Below are 25,525 nucleotides of genomic sequence, written 5' to 3' on the forward strand. Positions count from 1 at the left end.
TATTGGTGATTGCGGATCTTCTGTCGAATGATGAGATTCGAATGAATTTAGTTTCATCATTATGAGATACTTACTATCACTTTCATTTCTGACCTTATTCCTGGGTGTATCGGGTCAGTCAACCACTGAAGAATCGCTTCAGGTGGGGCAGTTGTATGAGTTTACTGCGTCAAAAATAGCAGCAATTACAGATCAAAAATATGTTGATGATGCCAATGGGCGGACTCCTTATGATGTTTCCTCCGGTTATATGGTAATCATCGATCATCTGAGCAATGACAGTGTTTACTACAGCTATCTCAATTTCAGTGATCAAAGTCTGTATAATACCTACAACACACCTGTCACCTGGGTGATGTCGAAAAAGGAGTTTAAAGAGATTACCAGACCACTTTATAGCCGATATAAGGGAGCCAAAGTAGGAGTCTATACCGTGCCATTTCGTCTGAGGGGAGTAGGTGGTGGGGGTGAACCTTTTGACTTTGAGTCCAGTCTTTCCCTGACTGCTAATTTGGTTTTTGGAGTGGGGTCAAGGAAGGAGAAGCATTCCACAGTAGATGGGTCGCTGGGTCTGGGGCTGACCAGTATAGGACTTGATTCTCTCAATAGCGAAGTGCCTGAAAATCGTACGGCTTCCGCTTTCACCCTCTCGATGGGGGTGGTCTTATGGCCCAATGAACACATCAATTTTGGAGCGTTCGTGGGGTGGGACAAGCTGGGTCTCAAGGACCGGTCTACCGACTGGATTTATGACGGGAAAACCTGGCTGGGCCTGGGGATTAACATTGGCTTTGAAGCCCTGACCACCGACAAAAATGCCAAAATAGGAGGGAATGTAGGTAAGTGAATGCTTATTTAGGCATATGACGTGTCTGCTTGCAGACCGCAACACCACTTGGTGTTTGAGAAGGGACTGAGAGCGGAGGATTGCTTCGTCCCCCGATAGTCATCGGGATACTCGCAATGACGATACTGGAGTCATCTGGAGGGGATAGGGTGTTTCGGTCAGTCGTGAGAAATCACTTAATAAGGATAAGTGGTAATTTCAAACAGATGGTATCTATCTTGTTTGAATGGAAATTGAAGTTCTCCTTCTTAAACCCTAAGACATGATCACCTCTTTTATAGCCTTTAAGATCAATTATACATAGTAGTCCCCTTTCTCCATCATTTGGATGATTAAAATAGCCATATTGGATGGAGTCTCTGGGAATGAGTTGGTCATCTATCTTAAATTCTAGCCTACTTATCAATGCTTCCTTAATTTTGTTCGAATTGTCTTCTTTGATTTTTCTTAGCTCAGCTTTCAAAACTTTTTCAAGATGGTCAGTGGGTTTTTCACCTTTCTTGTTTTCATTGATGACCCTTTGCATAGAATCCAGCTTGGGATTCTGGCTGATTATATCTTTTCTCCAAGAAAATATATTAACTAGTCCACTTTTTCTGACTGGGATTAAATTGGTATTTTTTTCGAGTAAATAATCATCAGAATCGGTATACCTCACAAATACCTCCAAAAAATCATCAAACAATTTCCTGCTCGGTATTGACAATGTTGTAATCGGATATGCAATAGGATTGGATCGGTGATACTCTTTATAGTCATCGTAGTAGTAAATCAAGTCAAAATAGACCTCAGTATTACATTCCAATTTGTCCGGAAACTCAGGAAAAAATTTATTTGATTCAAACCGGCTCATTGGGGGGAGAAAACCTGAAATAATAATGTATGGAACTAATAAAAGCCCTACAGTTCTTTTGGCTACTCTCTTTGTGAAGCTCCGATATAAGGGCTCCCATAAAATTGACAAAGTCAATACCGAATTGGCCCTGATAAGTACTTTAGAAGTGAGAAGAAGTATTTTGCTAATCAAATCATCCGGAACATGTGCATTGGAGAAAAATCCAGGTTTTAGAAACTCCATGAACCCAAATACGCCGATAAATATGAAAGCCATCAGTAGGAAAAAGTAATCGCTTAAAAGCGAAAGGTAAAGGACGTACAGAGTGAGTGAAATTGTAATGAAAATGCAATTAAGCATGATTGGAAAAATGAGGCTTGCTACATAATCAAGTAATCTGACATACCTCAGCAACGAAGGGCTCACCGGGACCGAAGTTGTTAAATTTGCTTTATCTATCTGGTCACTTCTATATAAGCTCAATGCAGCTATCCAGAGTATACGAAGTACAAAATGAATTACCAGTGAGTGCTTTAATAGGTAAAATGAAATTATCATTGCCAAACCCATAAGTGTAGTATATGGGAAATACCTTTCATACATTATATCCGTACTCTTGTCAAAAATGTATTTATCAGCACTGAATATTACGGACAAAAGAATAGCCGTTACGATGAGTTCAAGCTGCCAATTATCATTTCTTCTTTTCATTTGATAAATATTACGATAGACGGTATATAAATCTAAAATAAATGACCTATTCTGGAAAGTAAAGACCTACGGTATTTCGTGTTTAAAAATGAAATGAGAGTCGCAGACAGCCGTGTCGTATGTCATCCTGAGCAGGCGGTTGCAGACCGTCATCGCTGCGCTCGTCCAAAACGGGAATGACGGAGCGGGAAAGGAAGGTCATTCCGGTTTCTGAGGTACGAAGAAGACCGGAATCTCATCCATCATACCCCCTCATCATCAAAGATTCCGGTATTTGTCCATCGCTACGCTTGTCCAAAACCGGATGACGTTATGGAAAGTGCGAGGCGCGAAGCAATACCGGAATCTACCAAACCAGAATCGGCTTTTATTACGTGTCAGGAATATTGAAATCTATTTATCTTAATTAGATGAAAACCAAGGGTGGCTATGTGTATATCATTGCCAATAAAAACAGAACCGTCTTATATACTGGTGTTACAAATAATCTCTACTCAAGAGTATATGAGCATAAGACAGGTATAGGATCTGTATTTACAAGCAAATACAAATGTACCGATCTATTATATTTTCAGTTTTATGATACAATCATTGGGGCCATTGAACAGGAAAAACGAATGAAGAAATGGAAGCGATCATTCAAAGAAAGCCTCATCAATTCGATGAACCCAACTTGGAGGGATCTGTTTGATGAAATTGAGGATATGCAGTAAAGTACTATGGTTTGGAGTGTTTCCCCTTCGTCATTCCGGTTTGCGAGGCACGAAGCAATACCGGAATCTCATCCATCATACCCCCTCATCATCAAAGATTCCGGTATTTGTCCATCGCTGCGCTTGTCCAAAACCGGAATGACGCAGCGGGAAAGGAAGGTCATTCCGGTTTCTGAGGCACGAAGAAGACCGGAATCTTCAACTGTGTGATGGTTCGACAGGCTCACCATGACAGGTTGAAGGACAGGCAAGTAGGAAGATCGAAATTTTACCACCACATTTTTTTCAGGGGACTATTGCATCGTTACAAGAAATATTTTTAATTAGTCGAGCTTTTTCTGGAACGTGGCCTACACCTGTATACGGCCTGTGTAAAGCAAAGGCAAAATCCAGCGAATACCCTATACCAGTAGTGAGCGGTTCGGAAGTGTTTGAGTGAGTTGAGTTATTTTTTTCACTAAACATTTTTTTTATGGCACTTAAATTTTCGGTGGTTGCGCGTAAGAACCCCAGTGACCCCAATGCTCCTTTCAAGTATTATCCACAGCCTGTGACCAGCGGCGAGTCTGGTTTCAAAAGTATGGCGCGGAAAATCCAGAAGAATACCGGTCAAAACTATGCCGACGTGATCGGTGTATTGGCGGCTCTTGAAGACCTGCTGCCCGATGAGATCAAAAATGGCAATATCATCCGGCTGGGGGATATTGGCAGCTTCTATCCCAGGTACAAGAGCGTACCGAGTGAAAGGGCAGAAGATGTGACCAGCAGGAACATTGAGCATGTGAATATCATGTTCAGGTCCAACAAGGAATTTCTGGAGCAACTCAACACCACGTTGGCGTTTGAAAAGGTAGATGCCGGGAGCGTAAAAGCTGCCGATGAGGAGGTTCCGGAAGAGACGGAAAGCTGATCCTCATGATTCACCGCCATCTTCTGAAAAAAGATGGCGGTCTTTTTGAAAAACATGGCCATCTTTTCGAAAAACATCACCGTCTTTTCAGAAAAGATGGCCGTCTTTTTTGGGTTCGTTGGTAGGGGCTGATTCTGGAGTGATTGGAGACGTATTTCGGGAACTTGGTGATTGCTTTTTAGCACTGAGGAGTTAAGAAAAAAGGTATTGGAAGATGAGAGGGTAAACGTGTGCATCAAATGAATCGAGGCAATTACTGCAAATTTTTCATAAAAAGGCTTAATTGCAATTAATTTACCATAATTATGGTATTGCAAGTAAGTGAGATTAAGTTAACCTTTAAGGAATTTAGCCAATGGATTTTATGGATCAGGATGATTTGAAACTAATCGGAATAATTGCTTCAATTGTAATTGGGTTGTTGGGAGCTGGGTGGTTCGTAAATAAAAACTCCAATAACAAATCAAATAAATCTAAGCAAAAGAACATCTCCATTAATGGCAACAATAATAGAATAGTGGGTGCAGATGACAATTCAGGCAAATAATGGTTAATCAAAAAAACATTGATATTGGTGGAGATGGGAATAAAATAGTAGGTGGTAATGACAACTCTACAACTAATAATATTACTATACAGCCCAGTGGAAAGCTTTCATCACTATTTAGTAAGCTTAAAGAGCAATTTGAAGAAGGAGAAAAAATAAGTAATATCTCAAATGACCTAATCAGATATACCAGCGATAGAGATATAATTGGTCTTGAAGAGAAGCTGAAATTAGCACAAAAACAACATCTTTTTGAGGACTTTTCATGGTTGAAGCAAGAATTTCATAAAAAGCTGTTACTCTATCAGGAATATGCCCCAGCACAAGAAATATTTGCGTTCATATTGGCAATAGTTCTGGATAGGTATCGAAATATAATAAGGCCAATGCTTCAATCGGGCAGCAGTGAATCAGATGTTTTAAGGTCAATTTCTCAAGAAGTCACACGACCAATATTAGATCTTATCCATCAAGAGGGTTGTGATGACATTATTGGAATTTCATCTACTGAAATTGAGGGAATGTTTCATTATTTGACAGGAACCTGTCATATAAAATGGGCTGTATGATTGTATATCAAAAGGCATATGATCTCTACCATACGGTGTACAGGCTAATTAAACTATTAGCTCACTTTAGGGGAGACGGTGACATTGAGATTGATAGGCTTAGAATTTGGGATTATTACGTTCTCTTTCCTAATAGAATGAGGGCAATAAAGCATAAAAAATCGGAAAAGGATATAAAAGCAATCATCCATCAATACATCCTTAGGCCTGAAAATCCCTACGAACCTCTTCATAATGATCGGAAGACTTTTGAAAAAATCAAACCTTATCAACTTACCGCAATTAAATGCCTTGCATCATATGGTATGATTAATAAAGATTACTTAAACAATAATCGAATTACATCTATTTCAAGAGATTTCTTCTCGAAGTATGATGAGGACTTTAAGAATTTAAGTATCCAAGAGGAAAATGCTATAAAACTCTTGACCTCTCATTATTATAAAATATCTCTATTTGGACCTTATGGTTTGAAGGCCAAAACAGGTTTATTAGAAAGTAAATATGATGCATAACAACCTCTTTCTAAATAGAATGATAATCCATACTTTGAATGGACAGATTGCATATGATGAAGAATATCACAAAGGGATTAACATCATAAGAGGAGATAACAGTAGTGGTAAATCTACAATTACCCATTTTATATTCTATGTATTGGGAGGAGCATTCAATGACTGGGTTAAAGAAGCTAAGAAATGTCAATCAGTAACAGCTGAGGTTGAGTTAAATGGAGCAGTTGTTACTATTAAGAGGAATATAGTTTTAAATGAATTGGGAAAGGCAAACGATAAGGAAGGAATCTATTTCTTTTGGGGTAGTTACCAAAAGTCATTAACTCAAAATGATAGCTGGCAAAAATTCAATTTTAATACAACTACTGAAAGGAAAAGCTTCTCCAACGTTCTTTTTGAAAATTTGGATTTACCTATTGTCAAAGGTGAGAATAATATCACCTTTCATCAAGTGCTTAGACTTCTCTATTTAGATCAAGAGTCCCCAACAAGTTCACTTTTTTATTATGAACCATTTGACTCTTCACTAACTAGAGAAACTGTATCCGACTTATTGCTAGGTGTTTACAATCAAGAGCTTTATGACAAACAGCAAAGAGAAATAGAAGCTGACAGAGAATATGATGATGTGCGAAAGGAGATTAAAATTATCAAACAATTTATTACTAATCCACTGGATCTTGTTCCCAGTAATGTGGTAACTGCGATCGATAATAAAGAAAAAGAAGTAAGTGAAATAGAAGAGCAAATTATCGGTCTACGAGAGGAAAGCAAACGTCTCAGATATACTCAAAAAACACAGCTGGAATTTGAAGTATTGAATACTGAATCAATTGGGCAAAGAGAAAAAGTAAATAGACTAAAAAAAGAGATTGCTTCTTTCAGATATGAAATTGAAGATACTAATTTCTTCATTGAAGCTCTTGAAAATAAAAGGAATGCAATTAAGAAATCAATCAAAACGCGTGATCTATTAGGTGAATTTCCTCTTGAATATTGCCCAGAATGTTTGTCTGACTTATCTAATCACGAGGAAGAAGAAGATAGGTGTAAGTTGTGCAAGCAGAAAATTGATCAAACATTTGGAATTTCTCAGGCTCGAAAAATTGAACAAGAGCTCAGCTTTCAGATAAAGGAATCTAGGACGCTTGTGATTAAAAAGGAGAGACAATTAATTGATATAGAGGCAAACTATGATGCTGAACAGGTAAAATTTCATCAGCTTCAGAGGAGAGTTAATCAAGCCTTAGGCGATGTTCGCTCTCATAGAGAAGAAAAACTCGATTCACTTTATGTAGAGAAAGGCTTCGTAGAAGGTGAGATTGTTCAGTTGAGAACGTTGCTGGAGAATGCAGAGATCTATCAGAAACTTGTTAATCGAGAGGCTGAATTAAAGTCTGAATTGGAAGTTCTGTCAAGAACTATATCAACTTTAAAAAACAATCGAGAAAGATTGAAATCAGATATTAATAGGGCTATCGAGAAAAAAGGAACATATCTACTTAATAATGACCTTAGAAGACAGTCTGATTTTTATGAAGCAAAGGAGTTTCATATTGACTATGGAAATAACATTGCCTTTATTTCTGATAAAGACGCCAAATATTCGGCCAGTTCAAGCTTTTATCTAAAGGCTTCAGCTCGATTCTCTATTTTTCTAGCGTCCTTAGAAATTCCAAATATGCGGTATCCACGTTTCATTTTTAGTGATAATATGGAGGACAAGGGAATTGAAGAAGAAAGAGCACAAAACTTTCAGAGAATAATAATTGCGGAGTCTGAAAAATTTAATAAAGATGATTATCAGGTTATTTACACCACTTCTTTTATTCCTAATGAGTTAAATAATACTGCCTACTGTGTTGGTGATTATTATACCGAAAGTAACCCCAGTTTAAAGAATGTCTAGGATTCCGGTTTTGGCAAGCGTAGCGATGGCCAAATACCGGAATTTTTTTAGAGTGGTCTCCCGCCAAGCTTCCCATTCTCAGTCACTAATGCAGCTGCAGGTCTGTAGCGCCAGAGAATAAACCCCAAATCGCCCATCTGAACCTGTCATGGTGAGCTCCATCGAACCTGTCATGGTGAGCCTGTCGAACCATTAGACAGGAGCAGATTCCGGTCTTCTTCGTGCCTCAGAAACCGGAATGACGTTCTTTTCCCGCTCCGTCATCCGGTTTTGGACAATGCGTAGCGATGGCCAAATACCGGAATCTTTGCAGCCTAATTGACAAAAACGACCAGAGTCAGATTTTTGACTTCAATCCTCATAAATTCCAGCCTTTTCTCCATTATACAGGTCCAGGTCTGTTTTGTCTGAGTGCAGGTCGTAGCTGGCGGACTTTTGCCAAAATTTGTAGCCTATATCACTCCAAACCTTTGGAATGGTAGGCTGAGGCGCATCGGTATAGTCTGCCACCCAGAGCGGGTATTGACCAAATTTCTCATTGGTCAGGTACTGATCACCAAAGCTTGGGTCGGTGTAGATAATGGGTTTTCTACCTGACAGGCGCTCCACATGACGAAGAAAAATATAGAGATCCACCTGCAGCTGTAAGGGGTCCACTTCAAAATCAGTAGGTATGCTCTCCGGCTCAATGTCCAGTATGGGCCCAATGTCGGTGCTGGTCAGCTCACCAAGAGTTGTGACAAAGTGTTCGGCCTGATCTATAGGATCCTGTGACGCGTCATAAAAGTGATAGGCGCCGCGAATGAGGCCTTTTTCTGTGATCAGGTTCCAGTTGGTATGAAAGTCCGGGTCCACATAGGACTTGCCCTGTGTGGCTTTGCAAATCACAAAAGAAAGCAAGTCGCGCTTGCTGACCGCCTGTAGGAGGTCGCCATTCCACCGGGACACATCAATGCCCCGCTGAGTGGCTTGACGGGACCGACTGGTGGTGTTTTGTCTGGAAGCCAATGACTCCAGATGGCCGTTCAGTGAGTCCAGTCTGTACCCCAACTGATCCTGCTTGTAATCAACCAGTGACAGGGCCCTCCTGTGGTGGGTGGACTGATAATGAATGTAGATAAACAGGCAGAGGAAGGCGGAGAGGATCGACACCCAGACAGAGAGGATGTTCCAGTTGACCTCACTGGTCTTTTTTTCTTTATTCAAAGGCTTCTTTTCGGCTATGAGCTGCCCTATGGCACTTGATACGAGCAGTGATCCGGTGCATGTAGAGAGGATCGCATCAAACTGGTCGGTATCAAACCTGATGCCCTGATAAACAGTGTTCTTTTTGGTATCCAGGATTTTGTGAGGGTTATCCGTGTAGTCACCTTTGGCATTCAATACAATGGGGCCATTTTGGTTTTTGGGATCTATGAAGGCATCCTGTATGAAAAACATGGACTTGTCCCGAGTAGTCTTCCCCCTGCTGATGGAGAGGTAACCCTCGCGATGCAGGTATTTGAGGAAGGAGATCAATTCAGAAAACTGACTTACTTGCGCTGCTTTTTTCGTTTCGTCATTGAAGAGCTCATTGGTCAAAAAGAGTACGGCAAATCCCTCGCTAGCCTGAATGATCAGCGCCCGACCTTCGGCCTCTTTGAAGAAAACAGTTTCTAGCCAGCCAGCTATGGGCTGATCAGCAGCAGGGGGTAACTCCGAAAGACTTTTTACCCAGGATTTTTCCAGATCAGTTAGTTCACGCATGGGTTTGGAATTCATAGATGAGGACACAAATGGAGAGTAGTGTGCTACACAGGCTAAACAGAAACAGCCAATCTGTCAAGGGTCTGAGTCGGTGCTGGCCTGGTTTTCTCAGACTCAGGTAGGCCGATATGGAGGTGAGTAGATAGCATCCTGCCGTGAGATAGAAGAATTCATCCACCCAATAGAGGGCACTTTTGTCGGTAACCTGGAAAAGGGTCAGAACGATGAGACAAACGCCAATGAGGGCAATGGAGCCATTGAAAATGTCGCTCATGAGTTCTTCTGATACAATGGTTTTTTTGGTTTTATCTTTCATGGCTATCAACATTATGAGTTAGCAGGGCTGTCAGAGTCAGCGGCAGGCGGAGCGGTGGTTACGCTTTTTTCTGCCAGGTGGCGTTTTTGCCACATCTTGATCAGGTCTGATTTCACAAGTTTCTTGATGTAAAAGTGTACTGGTGAGCCCACGATGGTGGCTCCGTCTGTGATTGATTTGATGTAATTGTCAAAAGCATTCATGAGTGAGTTGATGTCCATCACCTGATTGCTGCCATGGTCTATTTTTTCCAGTCCTTTCATTACCGTCTGTATTTTGGCATTCTGAATGGATAAGAGCTGATTTCCCTGTCGCGCGTCATCCGCTCCAGTAGCGACGGTGGACGTATCGGCATCTTTATTCGTGGCTTGCAATACCGCGTTGATGGCCTCCGGGTCGGGCTGCATGATCCGGTTAACCCCCATATCAATTTTACTTGATGAAATGCTGGGAATGGCTCCCATGGTGATCAGGCTTACATGCGAAGATACCTGCTGAGTGCTCAGCGTTTTCTTCACCTCGCTGAGGGTGCTTTCATTTACACCAAACCCACCGGAGAGGTTTTCGAGCCATCCGCCAAGTTGCAGTTTCTCTTGCAGGGAGGCTATTTTCTCTTCTGCCGGTCCATCCGAGTCAGTATTAAGGATATGTACCATACCAACGAAGCTGGATCCGTAGGCTGCTCCTGATATAATGGACAAACCCGGTGATGGACTTTCTGAAGTGGATGGTTTGGAGTTAGCTGGCCCTGAGGCCAGGTCATTCGTATCAATGGGATCACCTTTTCCCACGGTAGCATTCCAGATAGACACAGCCTTCTGCAGATCCAGAACCAACGGCTCGATCAAAGTCACATTTCTGTGCATACAGCAGGCCGTAATGATCAGCGTGCCGGAAATGCTGTGATTGCGGTGTTGTTGTTGGATCTGACTCGTGGCCTGTTTGGCCAAATCGGCGGCACCTTTTCCCAGGTCGCTATTCGCTTCTTTCACATAAGTTTCAATATTGGACAGGGTATCGTCTTCCAGGTTACCCCCGAAAGAGAAGTATTGTGCGTCCAATTTCATGGACTCATAAGCCAATGGCTGCTGGGTGATGGTAGACTTGACAAAATCCACCGGACTTTCGATGTGACTTTGTTTCAATTCCGCTAACTGTTCCCTCACCTTCTGAATACTCGTCTCATTTTTGAGACGAGTATTCAGGTACCCCGTTGCGGCCTGCGAGATTTGCGGGTCAAGCGCCTTCATTTCACTTTTCAGGTCCGAAACATCGACATTCATGTCCAGCAACTCATTGAGCGTCATGGCCAGGCTGCGCTTCATCATGATCAGGGAATTCATTTTATCCTGTGCGGCATCAATGGCCTGATTCAGTGTGGCTACCTGATCCAGGGAATCGAGCACCTGGGTATCCACCACAGCGCCTAGCGTGAGTGAGGGATGGTCGTAGGGGATTGAGGTTGGCATGATATTTTGGTTTGAACTTGTACGGGAATCCCAAGCTGTTTTTATTACTTCTGATTGAGTACAGGAAAGGGTTGCAAACCAGCTTTGGCTCTTATTGCATTTACCTGTGAAAGAAAGGTTTGATAATTGGGGAGTAGTACCAAATCCTGATTTCGTATGGGAACATACCCTCCATTTAGATCAAAGAGTCCAATTTGATTTTCCTTTATTGCGGCTTCAATGGCTGCTGGCTTGGTTTGATAGATTCTGACGCTATCAAAGTAGAACTTACCGTTATCTAACCACCCACCTAGTACCTGAGCGTGTGTTTGAGCATGAGCAAGAGCTTTTGCTAAGCCCTCTTGCCCGAAGCAATCCTGAGTGTCTGAGTACGCTACGCAATAGCCAACTACTGGTTTATCTAGCCCATAAGTATAGATTGTAAATCCAGCTGCACTGCTTGGTTTTTGGCTTATTTGCCAAATTTGATCAATTAAACTAGCCATGATATATAAATTTTTAATGTTGCCTACTCTATTCTCCAGTTTTCGGCTTCCCTGGTTCTTTGATGTTGGTAGAATTATTTGAAGAACATTGCCGGATTGCCATAAGCGTTCCCATTCAGTCGGTCAATAGAATGCGCATGCAGTAGGATTGGCCTAGTTTTGAGGTCCATGAGTACACTTTTTGACCGTTGATGGTCACGAGTTTGCGTATGGCTGCATGAGTGGTCACCCCATTTGCGTCAAACCAGACGGCCACTTTCTTGTTGACATCACCTGCGGTGCAAGATTTCAAACCCAATGCCTGATAATAGGCAATAGGGTTCGCAGGAGGGTTGTTCCAGGCGTTGGTTACGCCATGAGACCATGAGATACAGTTATAGGCTGCGTTCTGGTCACCTATAATCGCCAGGTTGGGATCTTCCTGGAGGGAAGAGAAGAAACCGGGAGTGCTTACTCCACCAATTTGAATGCTCGTGCCGGCAATCAATGTTCGCTGTGCAGGAGTAGGTATTTGAGAGGCCACAGGTTCTGCTGTGGGTGCTATGAGTGGTAATGCCATGAGTTTTAGAATGATTAATTTTGCCTACTCTATTTCCAGTTTTCGGCTTCCCTGGTTATTTGATGTTTGGAGGTGAAATTGCTTTTTCACCTCCGGTGGATTGACTTATGAGCCAGAGGATGAGGCGTCAGACGAACTGTCACCTGAGCCAGCCCCGGAAGAGCTACTGCTGTCTCCGCTATCATCTCCACTTCCCAATGCATTATTCATTTTGTTTGGGTGGTACTTCTTCAGCCATGCACCGGCCAGTTCGCTTTTGGTGATGGGCTTTAGATAGTAGTTGATAGGGACACCTATGTTTCCGGCCAAACACTTGTTGATGTAGTCCTGCATGGCATCCATCATGGAGTTGGTGTCCAGGATTTGATTGCTCTTTTTGTCTGAATCGCTCAAAGCACTTAGTGCGCTGGTGATTCCCGCGCTCTTCATGGCAATCATCTGCTGGCCTGTTCTGGCTGCCTCTGCAGACGAACTAATGGTGTTCATTTCGTCAGTGGTGGCACCTTGAAGGGTCTGCACGCCTTTCAGAGGATCGTCGTTCATGTTGAATTCCTTCACAAACATGTCCACCGAATTGGCCTTAATGGATGGGATGGAACCCATGACGGTGAGTGTGCAGTGGGAGGTTACATTTTGGGTGCTCAAAAGGTTTTTGGCATCATTGGAAAAACTACTGTCCACACCAAATCCACCTGTTTCATGTGCCCACCAGCCGCCAACTTCAAACTGACCCTGAATGGACTCAGCCACAGAATACATCCGCTGAGAAGAATCCGTCTCGGTGGTATTCAGCACGTGCACCATCCCGACAAAGCAGGAACCAAATGTGGCACCAGAAAGGAGTTGCAGTTTGTTTTCACCCTGCGAGTCCTTTGCCATCATAGTTTCGATGATGCTGGCAATGCTCATCACATTGAGTTGATCTTTGGGGAATTCCTGATTCCAGACTCTGATGGCCTTGTCTACATCCAGTATATAAGGGGCCAGCAGTAAAGCATCTTTGTGGGTACAGTTGATGCTGATCACCAGTGTTCCTGCGATGCTGTGGTTTTGATGCTGACTACTTACCTGTTGTTGTACAGAAGATTTTACCGTACCGGTACCGGACTCGTATCCGCCAAACAGACTGAGTGAATCACTCACAAACCCTGCGATCGTGGAAGCGTGTGCGTCAGAAGATTGCTCGTTTTTGTCGAACCCAAAGTACTGGCAGTTCATTTTCAATGAATCTGCTGCCAGAGGCATTTTCTTGATTTGGGACTTGTTGTAGTCCATAGGGCTTTCCACGCTGCTGTTGATCATTGCTATTTTGGCTCTGAGCGGCTGAATTTTTTGTTCTGCGGCCAGTTTTACCTGCGCATAATTGATGGCAGCCTGCTGGATGCTCTGGCCTACTTTTACAGATTCCTGAACCAACTGATCTGCATCGATATTCATGTTGAGCATATCCTGAATGGTCATATCCAGGCTTCTCTTCATGGCGATGAGTGAGTTGAGTTCATCTTCGGCCGCATTCACGGGGGCTTCAGCTTGGCTTATTTGCTCAATATTAGTGAGCTTTTCCAGTGTCACGATGTTACCCAACACCAGTGATGGATCGTATGGAATTGTCGTTGGCATAGTATTGTAGTTAGATTGTTTTTTACTTACTCTTTTGAAGGCTTTTCAGTGTCCGCCATTTCAAAGCGACCGCTCTTGCTGTCGAATTGTAAGTCCTAAAGTATGCTGGGGCAAAAACCCATTTAGAAAAAATGGTACGAGTGCGGTGAGAATGGGCACGAGATGTTATATTCACGGAATAAGAACCAACGGCGCCCGGGATATATCATTCCTAAAGGGCGACTAATCGCTACACCATGAAAACAACCAAACCAACAGCTACAGAACTTTATTATCAGAAAATCGCAGGCCCTCTGTATCCATTTTGTGACAATGCATTAGTCCATTTTAAGGATATAGGAGGAGGCAAGAAGAAAGCTTTCATCAATGCCTACCTGCCTACATTGGTAGAAGATAAGATCACCGTTTCCATTCATGACGAGCAGCAGATCAGAAATACTGAGGTAGAGCGTCAATTGAGCAAAGGACCACTAATAGGAACCTTGATCACCCTCACGTATAAATCTCAAAAGGGAACAGGCAGCTACTACCTGTGGCAAATAGCCTTCACCTATGAGAGTAAATACCCTGTGGGTGTAGAGGATGTGGTGCTGGTAGATACAGACCCAGAGACCTCACGGGGTACAGTCACTACGGTGAAGGATCCCGGCACCTGATCTCAATAAAGGTGGTTACACTTTTGGTTTTTTTGATGCTTTTGTTCGCTGATGATCAGGAGCCTCCAACAAGCCTTCATCGGAAGGCCTTAAGTTTTCTTGAGGAGGATTGTGAGCGTGAAGCGTCGTGTGTTCAGGTACAGGAGTTGACAGTGCTGTTTCAGAATGGTGATTTCGACAAAGCCTATGAAATTCTGATCCCCGAATTTGATCATTGCACGGGTGAAAAGTGCTTTTTGCTGTCGGTCCTGAAGGCGAAGATCTTCTACGAGAAATCCTTGATCAAACAGGCTATAAATGAGTACAAAGTGTCATTGGACCTGAGAGATAAACTTCCACCTTCCTATCGTGAGGATTTTGCCATAGAACCTGTGATGGCCAGTTTGCTTCTGGAAGAAGAAGCTTTTTTAACCGCCATTCAGTATTTAAGGCCCTGGGTGGAGCGGTATTCAGCAAGTGAGAATAAGGATCAGTTTGGTGATTATTATCACAATCTGGGTATAGCTTATCTGCACCTGAAGAAGTTTGACAGCTCGGCATTCTACTTTAACAGGAGCATTGAGATTGAAATGGAAATGGCCGATACGCTGGGTCTTGCCATTTCTTATATGGACATTGCCAATTTGTACTACGAGCAATACATGGATGATCAGGCCATTCCTTATTTTCAGAAAGGTCTGGAATATGCACTACTCGCTCAGGAGCCAGACGTGCTTCGAAATGCCTACCTGAACATGGCGGTGGTGGAAGAGAACCGCGGAGACTTGCAAAGAGCGCTCAGCTACCGCAAGGATTTTGAAAAAGTACAAAACACCCTCTGGAATCGTGATAAGGTATGGGAGATGGCTGAAAAGGAGAAAATATATGAAATTGGTTTGAAGGAGCGTGAAATTACGATCCTAGAGCAGAAGGAACTGGTAAAGAATGCGGAACTCTCCCGGCAACGATGGCAAATCAAAGCTTACCTGATCGCTTCCGTCTTCCTATTCATTTTGGCAGGTGTGGTAGGCGTTGGGTATCGGATTGTAAGCCATTCCAATAAACAAATCACGGAACAGAAACGGGTGCTGGAACAGATGGATACAGCAAAGAACCGATTATTTTCCATAGTGGCCCATGACCTGAAGGCTCCCGTAAGATCCCTGCAACGTTCTCAACAAAAAATGGCAGCTGCTGCCAGTGCCCAAGACAAAGAAACATTATTGGCACTTGCTTCAGTAAATGGCCATCTGCTGAATGCCACTCAGAACTTATTGAACAACCTGCTGCAGTGGTCACTTGATCAAACCAATCAGGTTCACCTGATGAGAGAATCAATCGAACCAGGACGTCTGATAGAGCAGGTGTTGTACGATTATGAGCCCATGTTTCAGGAGAAGGGGATCGATCTTGAGACTGATTTTGTAAGCGGATCTATGGTGTTGGTGGATATTCAAAGCATGAAGGTGGTGTTTAGAAACCTGTTGGATAATGCACTTAAGTTTACCCCAAAGGGAGGAAGAGTACATATTGCTACATCAACTCGCGGAGATATGGTCAGAATAGCCATAGAGGACACTGGCTGCGGGATGGAGCAAGAGGTTGTTGATCGTTTGTTTGAAATCAGTCAGGCGAAAATTCAGACAGGAACGGATGGTACAACAGGTACCGGGCTTGGAATGATCCTGTGTCAGGCCTTTGTCTCACGAAATGGGGGAACCATTGAGGTGGAAAGTCAGGTTGGAAAGGGGACCATTATAACGTTGAATCTACCCAGGATAGCGGAGACCTAAATATGGAAAAAATAAGAGTTTTGATCATTGAAGATGAGGCCGACCAGGCCGATGAGCTTAAGGTGTTTCTGGAAAAGGGAGGGTATTCAGTTTGCGGGATAGCTGATAACCTGACAGAGGGACTTGGCCTCTTTTATGCATTGAAGCCTGACCTGGTTGTGGCCGATATCTATTTGAAGGGCAATCCGGAGGGTATTTCCTTTGCAGAAAGAATGGGTGAGAACATGAATACCGCCAGACCATTGATTTTTCTCACCCAGCATGCAGATTTTGAGACATTTAGACAGGCTAAACTTGTGTCCCCTTACAGCTATCTCCTGAAGCCTTTCAATCCATTGGAGCTCCAGTATGCCATAGAACTGGCCATGGAGAAATTCGCTTCGCAACCTGGAGGGCTAAGTATAAAAGAGAATGCCCTTTTGATGGAGGAGAGTCTGTTTGTCAAGCATAAGCAGTCATTGATTAAAATTCCCATCTCCAATATTGAATATGTGGAAGTGGATGGAAAGTACTGTAAAATCAATGCCAGAGAAGGAAGTTTTTTGGTTCAGCTTTCTTTGGTGAAAATGGAAGAAAAATTACAAGCTTATCACTTTTTAAGAATTCACAGAAACTATATCATCAACCTTAATGAGATCAGACAAATACATCTCACGGATAATCAGGTGATTTTGAACGGAGAAAGGGCACTTCCGGTGAGCCATACCTATAAGGACATACTGATGAAGCGCTTTGATGTACTGAGGTAAGTACTAATCATTTATGAGCCTGAGCGCTTCATGGACAGTGCAAGCCACATCTAGTTTTTCGACTGATGAACTACCCCTTCCTTACAAACTCCGACTTGAGGGACATGGCGCCAAAGCCGTCAATCTTGCAGTCGATGTTGTGGTCACCGTCGGTCAGTCTGATGTTTTTCACCTTCGTTCCTGCTTTGATGGCTTTGGGAGCTCCCTTCACCGGCAGGTCTTTGATGACTACTACAGTATCACCATCCTCGAGCACATTGCCATTGGCATCTTTGATCACGGAGGTGTCAGCGGCTGCTTCAGCCTGCGGATCCCATTCATGTCCACACTCAGGACACATCAGGAGCGTATCAGAAGGGTAGGCGTATGGCGACTTGCAGGCGGGACATGGAGGGAATTCAGACATAAGAACGATTATTTGAAAGCGCAAAGGTAAACTTTTAGGCGACCTAATGGGGGTTTAGATGCTGAGTTAAGAATAATCGTTGGTGAGACTTATTCGGATTTAATCTTCATTAGAGGTAGGAGTGGGATGGTTTCGATCAGCTCCAGAGACTGTACCATACTTACTGTTTTGTTTTTATACTTTAAGAAATGCTCGGTTTTGAGATGCGACTGATAGGCAGATTCACTGGCATAGATTTCTAAAATTGTGAAACGGTTTGGTCGGTCTTTTTCTGACACAGCATATAGTGTCAACACACCTGGTTCTAAAGCAAGAGAGGCTTCAATCTCCTCTTTTAATAGCGCCTTGTAATCCTCCAGGTGGATGGAGTCGATCACGAGTTGGGCAAGGCGTACTTTATGACTTTGACCCTGAACAGGTAAATAAGATGCGCAGAATAAGAGAAAACCAGTAAGGATTAGGCTTTTCATTGACAGGTGTTTTTATTTAAGGTTGGAGCATACTCATTAAGTATTCAAGACACACGATTAGCCCAAAGCAACACCTTCCTTGAGAAAAGGCTGGTGATAATAACGTTTGCCGGATGACTTGTACAGGGCATTGGCCACCGCACCAAAGATGGGAGGGAAGGGTGGCTCCCCCAATCCTGTTGGATCAATTTCATTTTTGACAAAATGGACATCAATGGATTCAGGTGCTTCATTCATCCTGATCATTCGGTATCGGTCGAAGTTGGTTTTTTCTGGTACCCCATTTCTGAAGGTCATCTCTCCATAAAACGCATTGCCAATTCCGTCAATGATGGCACCCTCAGCCATGTTGGCTGCTGCATCCGGATTTACTACTATGCCACAGTCAAGTGCACAGGTGACCTTCTTTACCTTCAGTTTTCCATTCTCCCGGCTTAACTCCAGCACATGAGCGGCATAGCTGTTGTGGCAAAAATAGGCCGCTACCCCACGATGAACCCCCGGCCGTGGTTGGCTCAAGTTAGATTGATCCCGTACAAGCTCAAGCACTCCAGCATATCGGTCTGCTTCGTAATCATTTTGTTCGCCCACAGGATTGTGTTTAGCACGGGTAAGCAAATCCAATCGGAATTGAATAGGATCTTGCCCGGCTGCTTCGGCTACTTCATCCAGAAATGATTGCTCAGCTCCTCCCAAAAAATTTGATCTTGGAGCCCTGAATGCCCCAATGGTGATATTAGAGTTAACAGACCATTCCTCTGCAAGGTAATGATCCACAGCCCCGGCAGGAAATCTGTTGGCTGCTCCTCGTCCAAGCGGGCTTTCGGGTATCCCACCTGCTTTTACATGGTATGCAACTAGTTGGTTGTTTTCATCCAATGCAGCTCGATAGGTAGCCATGTAGGTGGGGCGGTATACACCAAAAGTCATGTCGTCTTCTCGCATGTAAACAAGCTTGACGGGACGATTTACTTTCTGACTAATCACCGCAGCTTCCACCATATAGTGACCGTAAGCACGCCTGCCGAATCCGCCGCCCATGCGCGTCATGACGATCTCTATTTTATCCAGGGGCAGTCCGAGTCTGGCGGAAAGTGTGCCTTCGATCAGCTCGGGAGCCTGAATGGGTGCACTAATGATGGCCCTCTCGGCGGTCACATCCGCCACACAGTTGATTGGCTCCATTGGGTTGTGAGCCAGAAACGGTGCAGTGTAGGTTCTTTCAATGACTTTGGCAGCCGAGGTGAAGGCCTTGTCCGGGTCGCCATCCTTACGGAGCAGGGTGCAAGGCCTTGACGCTCTTTCCTGCATAGCTGTCAGGTGACTGTCACTGTTTTCAAGGCCGGCTGGAACCTCTCTTGTTTGTTTATTACCAAAAGCATCTACCGAAAAGGAGTATGAATCAAAAGGTTCCCATTCAACTTGCAATGCTTTTTTGGCATTCATCACCTCCCAAGTGCTATTGCCTACAATAGCGACCAATTCAGGGAATGTATTGGTGTCAAAGTAATTCTGCACATAATCATCCTGAAAGGTTTTGAAGGAAAACACTTCTTTGATCCCGGGCATGTCTTTCACAGAATCTGCATTGAATGATTTTAACTTCATCCCGAAGGCAGGAGGATGCACAATCATGGCTGTGAGCATTCCTTCCTGATTGATATCGAGGCTATACATTGGCGTACCAGTGACAATCTTTCTGGCGTCTACATTTTTCTTTGAATTGCCCACGATGGTGAAGTCTTTCACTTCCTTAAGTTGTACTTCGGCAGGTGTTGGGAGTTTGGAAGCGGCTGAGACCAACTCGCCATATGTGGCAGACTGGCCAGAAGCTTCATGCTTTACTGTAGCTGATGCGGTAGTTATTTCTTCAAGCGGAACTCCCCAGGCATTGGCTGCAGCCTGTTTGAGCATTTGCCTGGCGGTGGCTCCTGCCATTCTCAAGACATTCCAGCTCCGACGGATCCCCTGACTCCCGCCGGTGAACTGGCGATCATACAGGCTGGTGTTGAAAGGAGCCATTTCCACGATTACCTTTTCCCAATCCATGTCCAGTTCCTCAGCCACGATCATAGGCATAGAGGTTTTCACATTCTGGCCAAACTCCGGGTTCGGACACATAATGGTAGTCACTCCGTTTTCACCAATCTTCAGGTAGGCGTTGAGATCAAACCACTCATCGGACATTGCCAATACCTCAGCTTCTTTGATGCCAGGGCCACAGCTGGCCAGCCAGCTAAAGCTGATCATCAGTCCGCCACCTGCTAAAGCGGAGGTCTTGATAAATGCGCGTCTGCCAACTTTGGTTTTTAGAAGGGTCATAGTAGGGGAGTTAAAGGTTAGAGGCGGTTTTAATAGCAGCTTTGATTCGTACATAGGTTCCACATCGGCAAATATTCCCACTCATGGCTCCTTCAATTTCCTCATCTGTCGGCTTGGGGTTGGATTGGAGGAGTGCTGCTGCGCTCATGATCTGCCCCGACTGGCAGTATCCGCATTGTGGCACATCGTGCTGCATCCAGGCCTGTTGTACAGGGTGGTTGGCGCCTTCAGAGAGTCCTTCGATGGTGGTGATTTCGTTGTTGCCGACTGCAGAAACGGGCAACATACAAGATCTGGTGGCCATTCCGTTGAGATGAATGGTGCATGCACCACACTGAGCAATTCCACATCCGTATTTAGTGCCAACAAGATTGAGGTGGTCTCTGAGCACCCATAAGATGGGAGTAGCCGGGTCCACATCTACCTGTCGCTCCTGACCATTGATTGTTAGTGCGAATTTTGCCATATTTCTGGATGTTAATGTTTGAAATTATTGCTTTATAATTTACAGAATCTTGAGCACAGATACGAAGTACATCAAGTATTCAATTTTTAACGGTGAGTTTGTTTGCAATCACATGCCCTAACTCCACGTTCCTATTCATTCACCTCGATACTCTTCATCGCTAACGGGGCTCAGCCATTCAGTAGGCCCATTCACACGGCTGGTAATGGCCACCTGTACGAATTCACTGTCCGGGCTTGCTCCATGCCAGTGAGGTAAGTTGGCCGGACATTTGACCACATCACCTTTGCGTAAAATCTTTTTCGAACTTCCTTGCTCCTGATAATATCCTTCACCCTCAAGTGTCAGGATGATTTGTCCATTGGGGTGTGAGTGCCAGTTTGTTCGTGAACCAGGCTCAAAAGTGACACTTCCAACAGCATTCTGGTTAACACTATCGGCAACTACCAGAACATCCAACCAGGCGTTGCCATGAAAGTGGTCGCTCTCAAGTCTCACCCCTTTAGAAAAGATCTTTGCTCTGGATGGCTTCATCTCAATGTCTCGTGATTCACTCTGATCAATGCAGGAACCCATGATTGCTATCAAGCAGATAAAGGGTAGATACTTAATGTTCATCATTTCTATGGTTGGTTATCACTTCTTCTAAGACTTGCTGTGCCGCCAGTGCTTCTTTCTCGCCAATGTGTTTATGGATTATGTTCAGAGCTTCACCGAGTTGGTTGGAAGATAAGCCAACCTTCAGGCAGATACCGAAATGCCCCCGGAGCATGGGTTCCAGTCCTCCAAGGGTACTAAGGACGGAAATAGTGACTAACTCACGCGCATGGTAGCTGAGCACATCTCTTTCAAAAATATCTGCAAAGAGATGTTCTTTCAGGAACACATCCATTTCTGGCGAAAACTCTTGATAAGCTGGTTTTGGTCCAAGTTTGGCTTTTGTAAGTTTCTCCAGAGTTTCGACTCCACGGGTATACTTGTCAGGGGAATCCGGGATAGGGGAAGCTGCATTTCCCCAGGTATCTTCGATTCCCTTCTCCTTTCTTTCATCCAGTACTGTCATAAAGGTACGTAGCCCCATTATGCTTCGCGGAAAACCACAGTACGCATATAGATGAACGATCACTTCTTTGATTTCATTGATCGTGAGTCCGGCATCCAGCCCGCTCGATAAGGCGTCTCTTAGTTGGAGGAGATCGCCTTTGGCCGTAAGAGACGAAATGATCACAATTTGCTCCTGACTTACTGATAGTGCATTGGCTCTATTTCCATTTTCAACGGTCTGGCCGGAAGAAAAATTTGAGGCGAGAGCTGATCCTGCAAACATGACAAGCTTTAAGATTTTTAGAATCATTGGTTTATCTCATCAAAGTCCAGTGGTACTTTCCATCTGCTCTGTGTAACGTTCACCCACCACTTTCACATTAGCAGAAGCAGTTTCCATTTCCTCTAATTCGTCGGATGAAAACCTGACGGACGCTGCACCCAGGTTTTCTTCGAGGCGATGCGCCCTGGTGGTACCCGGTATGGGAACAATCCAGGGTTTTTGTGCCAAAACCCAGGCAAGGGCCACCTGAGCAGGGGTGGCTTGTTTTCTTTCGGCAAACTGGCAGATTACTTCTAATAATGCCTTGTTCGCGACCCGTGCTTCTTCCTGATATCTGGGTAGGATGTTTCGAATATCTCCAGCCTGAAATGCTGTGGATTCATTGATTTTACCTGTGAGGTAGCCTTTTCCAAGGGGGCTGTAGGCTACCAATCCAATGCCTAGCTCTTCTATGGTCGGAATAATCTCTTTTTCATGCTGGCGTGTCCAGAGTGAATACTCGCTTTGGAGTGCGGTGACGGGCTGAATGGCGTGTGCCCGTCGGATCGTTTGGGTACCTGCTTCGGACAATCCGAAATGCTTCACTTTACCCTCCCAAATCAGGTCTTTTACTGTGCCAGCTACCTCTTCAATAGGTACATTGGGATCTACCCTGTGCTGATAGAAAAGATCCAGGGTATCTACTTTCAGACGCTTCAGTGAAGCTTCAGCCACCTTTCTGATGTTTTCCGGATGACTGTTCAATCCGGCCATTTTCCCATCCTGAATGTTGAAGCCAAACTTAGTAGCAATCACCACTTCTCCATGAAAGGGTTTCAGGGCATCTCCAACCAACTCTTCATTAATCCAGGGGCCATACACCTCAGCGGTATCAAAGAAGGTCACTCCGGCATATACCGCTTTATGGAGAATGTCAATCATCTCCTTTTCATCCTTAGGTGGGCCATATCCAAAGCTCATGCCCATGCATCCCAGGCCTATTTCTGAGACCTCCAATCCTTGATTTCCTAACTTTCTGGTTTTCATAGTTGATGTTTGCAGCGTTCCAACCTTATTTGATGACCCTATTCTCCTCTGGTCAATAGTTTGGTAAATGACAGGGAGCCCAGCTTCCAGTCTCCATCTTCGTAGATATATACCTCAGTGACCATGAAGGGATTAGTAACTTCATTTCCGCCCACTTCTGCAATCAGCGTGATGTTGTTGAGTAGGATGGCCGTACTGCCAATGATGTTGACCGATACCTCATGGATGTCAGCTTTTTTGTACCAAATGCCACCACTTTTAATGATGTTGATCTCGGGTTCTTTCCCCCAGGAACCACCCATGTGAACGAATGCAGACTTCTCATGAAAGAGTTCTTCCAGTTTTTCTACATTTTTATCTGACATCCATTGCCATTTGGCTTTTGACAGGTCTATGATTTCCTGCTCTCTGTCAGGAGTCTGTGCGCTGGACCCGTGTACGCTCAAGAGAATCAGAATCAGTCCGATTATCAGTGTTTTCATAAAGTTTGGTATTAATGTTCAATTTGATGAGTATCACGGACACTGCTGAAAGTGAGGTCCAAAAGTTGCCAGCTGTCTGATTGTTTCTGGTAAACCTCCGTAGCTGTAAACTCATTGGACACATCGTTGCCACGCACGTGTGCTTCCAGTGTGATGCGACTCCATACAATGACTGTGTTGCCAAAGCGCTTGACATCCACATCATGCACGATGGTGTTTTTATACCAAATGCTTCCACTCTCAATGATTTCCAGTTCCCGGTCCTTTTTCCAGGATCCGCTCATGTGTACAAACTTGGATTCCTCGTGAAACAACGATGCCAGCTCTTCCACATTTTTATCGGCCATCCATGCCCATTTTTGTTTGGATAAGTTGATCATCTCGGTATCGTCACTTTGGGCATATGTCCATAGAGTGGTGCCCAGGATCATCGCCAGGCAGATCAAAAGTTTCTTCATTTGAATGGTGTTTAAGTGTCGCATCTAGTTTGGGTTTAGTGTTTGAATCGACTATGCAATTTTACGAGTTGATTCTATGGAAGTTAGTAGATACATTACGGTTATCCGTACCATAATCACTGATTGAGCTACACATATTCCTCTAGGTGATGTAGTTTAGAATTCGTAAAAGCACATGATATGAGCGATCAGAAAAATTTCGATAGTATCAAAGCCTACAATGATTTTAATAATCATCCCACTTTACACCCGCTGGTGAGTGTTCTTGATTTTTCCAAGGCCAACCCCAGACACGGGTACAAAATGTCTTTTGGGATCTATTCCATTTTCCTGAAGGATGTAAAATGCGGGGATCTTGTGTACGGCAAGAATACGTACGACTATCAGGAGGGTACGCTGGTTTTTGTGGGGCCGGGTCAGGTGGTGGATGTGAGCAACAAAACAGATATTTATCAGCCGTCAGGTAGGGGGTTAACCTTTCATCCCGATTTGATATTAGGAACCCCATTGGCCAGACAAATTGACGAGTACGGTTTTTTCTCTTACAACCTGAGCGAGGCGCTGCACCTCTCGCCGGAGGAGCAACAGACCATCGTGGACTGCTTCCTGAAAATTGAAAATGAATTGAAACGGCCGGTAGATAAGCACAGCAGAAAGTTGATCGCCTCCAATATTGGGTTGCTTCTGGACTACTGTGAGCGCTTCTATGATCGACAGTTCATTACCAGAGCGCACGTGAACAACGGCATTCTGGGAAGGTTTGAAGAATCCCTGAATAATTACTTCGCTTCGGAAAAGCCCTATTCGTTAGGTCTTCCTTCTGTAAGCTACTTTGCTGATGAGCTGCACCTTTCTGTCAATTATTTTGGAGATATGATCAAGAAGGAGACAGGCCGATCTGCGCAGGAATCCATTCAGACGAAGTTGATCGAGATTGCCAAAGACAAGATTTTCGGGTCAGAAAAATCTGTTAAGGAAATCGCATTCGAACTGGGCTTCAAATACCCACAGCACTTCTCCCGGTTATTCAAAAAACGCGTGGGCTACACACCACAGGAATATAGGCAATTGAACTGACCAACAATGTCGTATATCTGGTTTGTACCGGAATGCGAAATTTGATTTCAAGTTTCCAAGTAAATTGTAGCAAAACCCTTTGAAAGAATGCCAGACATTGAGATTTTTGCCGGGATGACCGGAGTAAAGTCTTTTATAATCGCCATAATTATCCTTGCCAATATGGGAAGTGCGCTGGTGACTCCTTTGGTCTATCTGGATTTTGAGATGCGCAGAGATTACATCTCCCGGGTGCTGTGTGTAGAGCGAAAGCAACCCATCACTGTATGTGGGGGGAGTTGCTACCTGGCTGCACAGCTGGACAAAGCCCAGGAGCATCAGGAAAAATCCAAACAACTCACTCCCAAAAGTTTTACCTTCTTCTTTTCAGAAACCAGGCACATCGAGTGGGAGGTTGATCAACTGGCACTCGCTCAGGATTTAACTTTTTCACATCTAAGTGAGGACTTTCCCAAATCACGTTTGGCGTTCGATATATTTCATCCACCCCGGATAGGATAAACTCAATCCCCCATTTATTGTAGTTTTTGGAGTCTTCCAGGGCATGGTTATGTCATGTCCGT

Annotated in this window: 27 protein-coding genes; 11 read left to right on the plus strand and 16 right to left on the minus strand. The window is 44.0% G+C overall.

The window, feature by feature from the left end; genetic code table 11:
• Window positions 1-61 precede the first annotated feature (61 nt).
• Window positions 62-847 carry a hypothetical protein gene (locus GV030_RS02845; RefSeq protein ID WP_159579603.1) on the plus strand — a complete coding sequence of 262 codons (786 nt, stop codon included), beginning with the start codon at window positions 62-64 and terminating at the stop codon, window positions 845-847.
• Between the two features lie 172 nt (window positions 848-1,019).
• Here the strand turns inward: GV030_RS02845 and GV030_RS02850 are convergent, their stop codons facing one another.
• Window positions 1,020-2,393 (minus strand): hypothetical protein, encoded by a 1,374-nt coding sequence (locus tag GV030_RS02850; protein WP_159579605.1) that lies wholly within the window; start codon window positions 2,391-2,393, stop codon window positions 1,020-1,022.
• A 410-nt stretch (window positions 2,394-2,803) separates the two neighbouring features.
• On the opposite strand from GV030_RS02850, the gene GV030_RS02855 reads away from it, so the two are divergent.
• The 5 genes from GV030_RS02855 to GV030_RS02875 all read left to right on the plus strand — a co-directional run bounded on the left by GV030_RS02855 (window position 2,804) and on the right by GV030_RS02875 (window position 7,556).
• Window positions 2,804-3,106: a GIY-YIG nuclease family protein gene (locus tag GV030_RS02855; RefSeq protein WP_159579607.1), complete on the plus strand. Its 303-nt coding sequence runs from the start codon at window positions 2,804-2,806 to the stop codon at window positions 3,104-3,106.
• A gap of 472 nt (window positions 3,107-3,578) precedes the next feature.
• Window positions 3,579-4,016 (plus strand): DNA-binding protein, encoded by a 438-nt coding sequence (locus GV030_RS02860; protein ID WP_159579609.1) that lies wholly within the window; start codon window positions 3,579-3,581, stop codon window positions 4,014-4,016.
• Window positions 4,017-4,562: 546 nt separating this feature from the next.
• Window positions 4,563-5,132 (plus strand): ABC-three component system protein, encoded by a 570-nt coding sequence (locus GV030_RS02865; protein ID WP_159579611.1) that lies wholly within the window; start codon window positions 4,563-4,565, stop codon window positions 5,130-5,132.
• Window positions 5,129-5,647, plus strand: coding sequence for an ABC-three component system middle component 5 (locus GV030_RS02870; protein WP_221413274.1), 519 nt, complete (start codon window positions 5,129-5,131; stop codon window positions 5,645-5,647). The genes GV030_RS02865 and GV030_RS02870 overlap by 4 nt, the downstream gene beginning before the upstream one ends.
• A 34-nt stretch (window positions 5,648-5,681) precedes the next feature.
• A complete protein-coding gene (locus GV030_RS02875; protein WP_221413275.1) occupies window positions 5,682-7,556 on the plus strand; it encodes an AAA family ATPase in 1,875 nt (624 codons plus the stop codon).
• A gap of 351 nt (window positions 7,557-7,907) precedes the next feature.
• On the opposite strand, the gene GV030_RS02880 is transcribed toward GV030_RS02875, so the two are convergent.
• From GV030_RS02880 to GV030_RS02905, 6 genes are all read right to left on the minus strand, one after another.
• Complete coding sequence (locus GV030_RS02880; RefSeq protein ID WP_159579617.1) at window positions 7,908-9,302, minus strand: GH25 family lysozyme; 1,395 nt, start codon at window positions 9,300-9,302, stop codon at window positions 7,908-7,910.
• On the minus strand, window positions 9,295-9,618 hold the full coding sequence (locus GV030_RS02885; RefSeq protein ID WP_159579619.1) for a hypothetical protein: 324 nt from the start codon (window positions 9,616-9,618) through the stop codon (window positions 9,295-9,297). Before GV030_RS02885 ends, GV030_RS02880 begins: the two co-directional genes overlap by 8 nt.
• An 11-nt stretch (window positions 9,619-9,629) precedes the next feature.
• Window positions 9,630-11,087 (minus strand): hypothetical protein, encoded by a 1,458-nt coding sequence (locus GV030_RS02890; protein ID WP_159579621.1) that lies wholly within the window; start codon window positions 11,085-11,087, stop codon window positions 9,630-9,632.
• 44 nt (window positions 11,088-11,131) lie between these two features.
• Window positions 11,132-11,572, minus strand: a complete 441-nt coding sequence (locus GV030_RS02895) for a hypothetical protein (RefSeq protein WP_159579623.1) — start codon at window positions 11,570-11,572, stop codon at window positions 11,132-11,134.
• Window positions 11,573-11,687: 115 nt separating this feature from the next.
• Complete coding sequence (locus GV030_RS02900; protein WP_159579625.1) at window positions 11,688-12,131, minus strand: hypothetical protein; 444 nt, start codon at window positions 12,129-12,131, stop codon at window positions 11,688-11,690.
• A 105-nt stretch (window positions 12,132-12,236) separates the two neighbouring features.
• The gene (locus tag GV030_RS02905; protein WP_159579627.1) at window positions 12,237-13,751 is read right to left on the minus strand and encodes a hypothetical protein; all 1,515 of its coding nucleotides are present in this window, start codon (window positions 13,749-13,751) and stop codon (window positions 12,237-12,239) included.
• A 236-nt stretch (window positions 13,752-13,987) separates the two neighbouring features.
• On the opposite strand from GV030_RS02905, the gene GV030_RS02910 reads away from it, so the two are divergent.
• Genes GV030_RS02910 through GV030_RS02920 form a run of 3 tightly spaced genes read left to right on the plus strand, consistent with a single transcriptional unit; the run spans window position 13,988 to window position 16,928 of the window.
• On the plus strand, window positions 13,988-14,407 hold the full coding sequence (locus tag GV030_RS02910; protein WP_159579629.1) for a hypothetical protein: 420 nt from the start codon (window positions 13,988-13,990) through the stop codon (window positions 14,405-14,407).
• A gap of 35 nt (window positions 14,408-14,442) precedes the next feature.
• Window positions 14,443-16,179, plus strand: a complete 1,737-nt coding sequence (locus tag GV030_RS02915; protein ID WP_159579631.1) for a tetratricopeptide repeat-containing sensor histidine kinase — start codon at window positions 14,443-14,445, stop codon at window positions 16,177-16,179.
• 2 nt (window positions 16,180-16,181) lie between these two features.
• Window positions 16,182-16,928 carry a LytTR family DNA-binding domain-containing protein gene (locus GV030_RS02920; protein WP_159579633.1) on the plus strand — a complete coding sequence of 249 codons (747 nt, stop codon included), beginning with the start codon at window positions 16,182-16,184 and terminating at the stop codon, window positions 16,926-16,928.
• Between the two features lie 70 nt (window positions 16,929-16,998).
• On the opposite strand, the gene GV030_RS02925 is transcribed toward GV030_RS02920, so the two are convergent.
• The 9 genes from GV030_RS02925 to GV030_RS02965 all read right to left on the minus strand — a co-directional run bounded on the left by GV030_RS02925 (window position 16,999) and on the right by GV030_RS02965 (window position 23,885).
• The gene (locus tag GV030_RS02925; RefSeq protein WP_159579635.1) at window positions 16,999-17,334 is read right to left on the minus strand and encodes a zinc ribbon domain-containing protein YjdM; all 336 of its coding nucleotides are present in this window, start codon (window positions 17,332-17,334) and stop codon (window positions 16,999-17,001) included.
• An 89-nt stretch (window positions 17,335-17,423) separates the two neighbouring features.
• Window positions 17,424-17,804: a putative quinol monooxygenase gene (locus tag GV030_RS02930; RefSeq protein ID WP_159579637.1), complete on the minus strand. Its 381-nt coding sequence runs from the start codon at window positions 17,802-17,804 to the stop codon at window positions 17,424-17,426.
• 57 nt (window positions 17,805-17,861) lie between these two features.
• A complete protein-coding gene (locus tag GV030_RS02935) occupies window positions 17,862-20,126 on the minus strand; it encodes a xanthine dehydrogenase family protein molybdopterin-binding subunit (protein WP_159579639.1) in 2,265 nt (754 codons plus the stop codon).
• A 10-nt stretch (window positions 20,127-20,136) separates the two neighbouring features.
• Entirely contained in the window at window positions 20,137-20,592 is a 456-nt protein-coding gene (locus tag GV030_RS02940; protein ID WP_159579641.1) for a (2Fe-2S)-binding protein, read from the minus strand.
• A gap of 135 nt (window positions 20,593-20,727) precedes the next feature.
• A complete protein-coding gene (locus tag GV030_RS02945) occupies window positions 20,728-21,213 on the minus strand; it encodes a cupin domain-containing protein (protein ID WP_255465041.1) in 486 nt (161 codons plus the stop codon).
• Entirely contained in the window at window positions 21,200-21,946 is a 747-nt protein-coding gene (locus GV030_RS02950) for a carboxymuconolactone decarboxylase family protein (protein ID WP_159579643.1), read from the minus strand. The genes GV030_RS02945 and GV030_RS02950 overlap by 14 nt, the downstream gene beginning before the upstream one ends.
• Window positions 21,947-21,958: 12 nt before the next feature.
• Window positions 21,959-22,945, minus strand: coding sequence for an aldo/keto reductase (locus tag GV030_RS02955; RefSeq protein ID WP_159579645.1), 987 nt, complete (start codon window positions 22,943-22,945; stop codon window positions 21,959-21,961).
• A gap of 38 nt (window positions 22,946-22,983) precedes the next feature.
• Window positions 22,984-23,427, minus strand: a complete 444-nt coding sequence (locus GV030_RS02960; RefSeq protein ID WP_159579647.1) for a nuclear transport factor 2 family protein — start codon at window positions 23,425-23,427, stop codon at window positions 22,984-22,986.
• A gap of 11 nt (window positions 23,428-23,438) precedes the next feature.
• Window positions 23,439-23,885: a nuclear transport factor 2 family protein gene (locus GV030_RS02965; protein ID WP_159579649.1), complete on the minus strand. Its 447-nt coding sequence runs from the start codon at window positions 23,883-23,885 to the stop codon at window positions 23,439-23,441.
• A 180-nt stretch (window positions 23,886-24,065) separates the two neighbouring features.
• On the opposite strand from GV030_RS02965, the gene GV030_RS02970 reads away from it, so the two are divergent.
• Both GV030_RS02970 and GV030_RS02975 read left to right on the plus strand, forming a co-directional pair.
• A complete protein-coding gene (locus GV030_RS02970; RefSeq protein ID WP_159579651.1) occupies window positions 24,066-24,962 on the plus strand; it encodes an AraC family transcriptional regulator in 897 nt (298 codons plus the stop codon).
• An 87-nt stretch (window positions 24,963-25,049) separates the two neighbouring features.
• Window positions 25,050-25,463 carry a hypothetical protein gene (locus GV030_RS02975; RefSeq protein ID WP_159579653.1) on the plus strand — a complete coding sequence of 138 codons (414 nt, stop codon included), beginning with the start codon at window positions 25,050-25,052 and terminating at the stop codon, window positions 25,461-25,463.
• Window positions 25,464-25,525 lie beyond the last annotated feature (62 nt).

The organism is Marinoscillum sp. 108 (assembly GCF_902506655.1).
Taxonomy (GTDB): domain Bacteria; phylum Bacteroidota; class Bacteroidia; order Cytophagales; family Cyclobacteriaceae; genus Marinoscillum; species Marinoscillum luteum.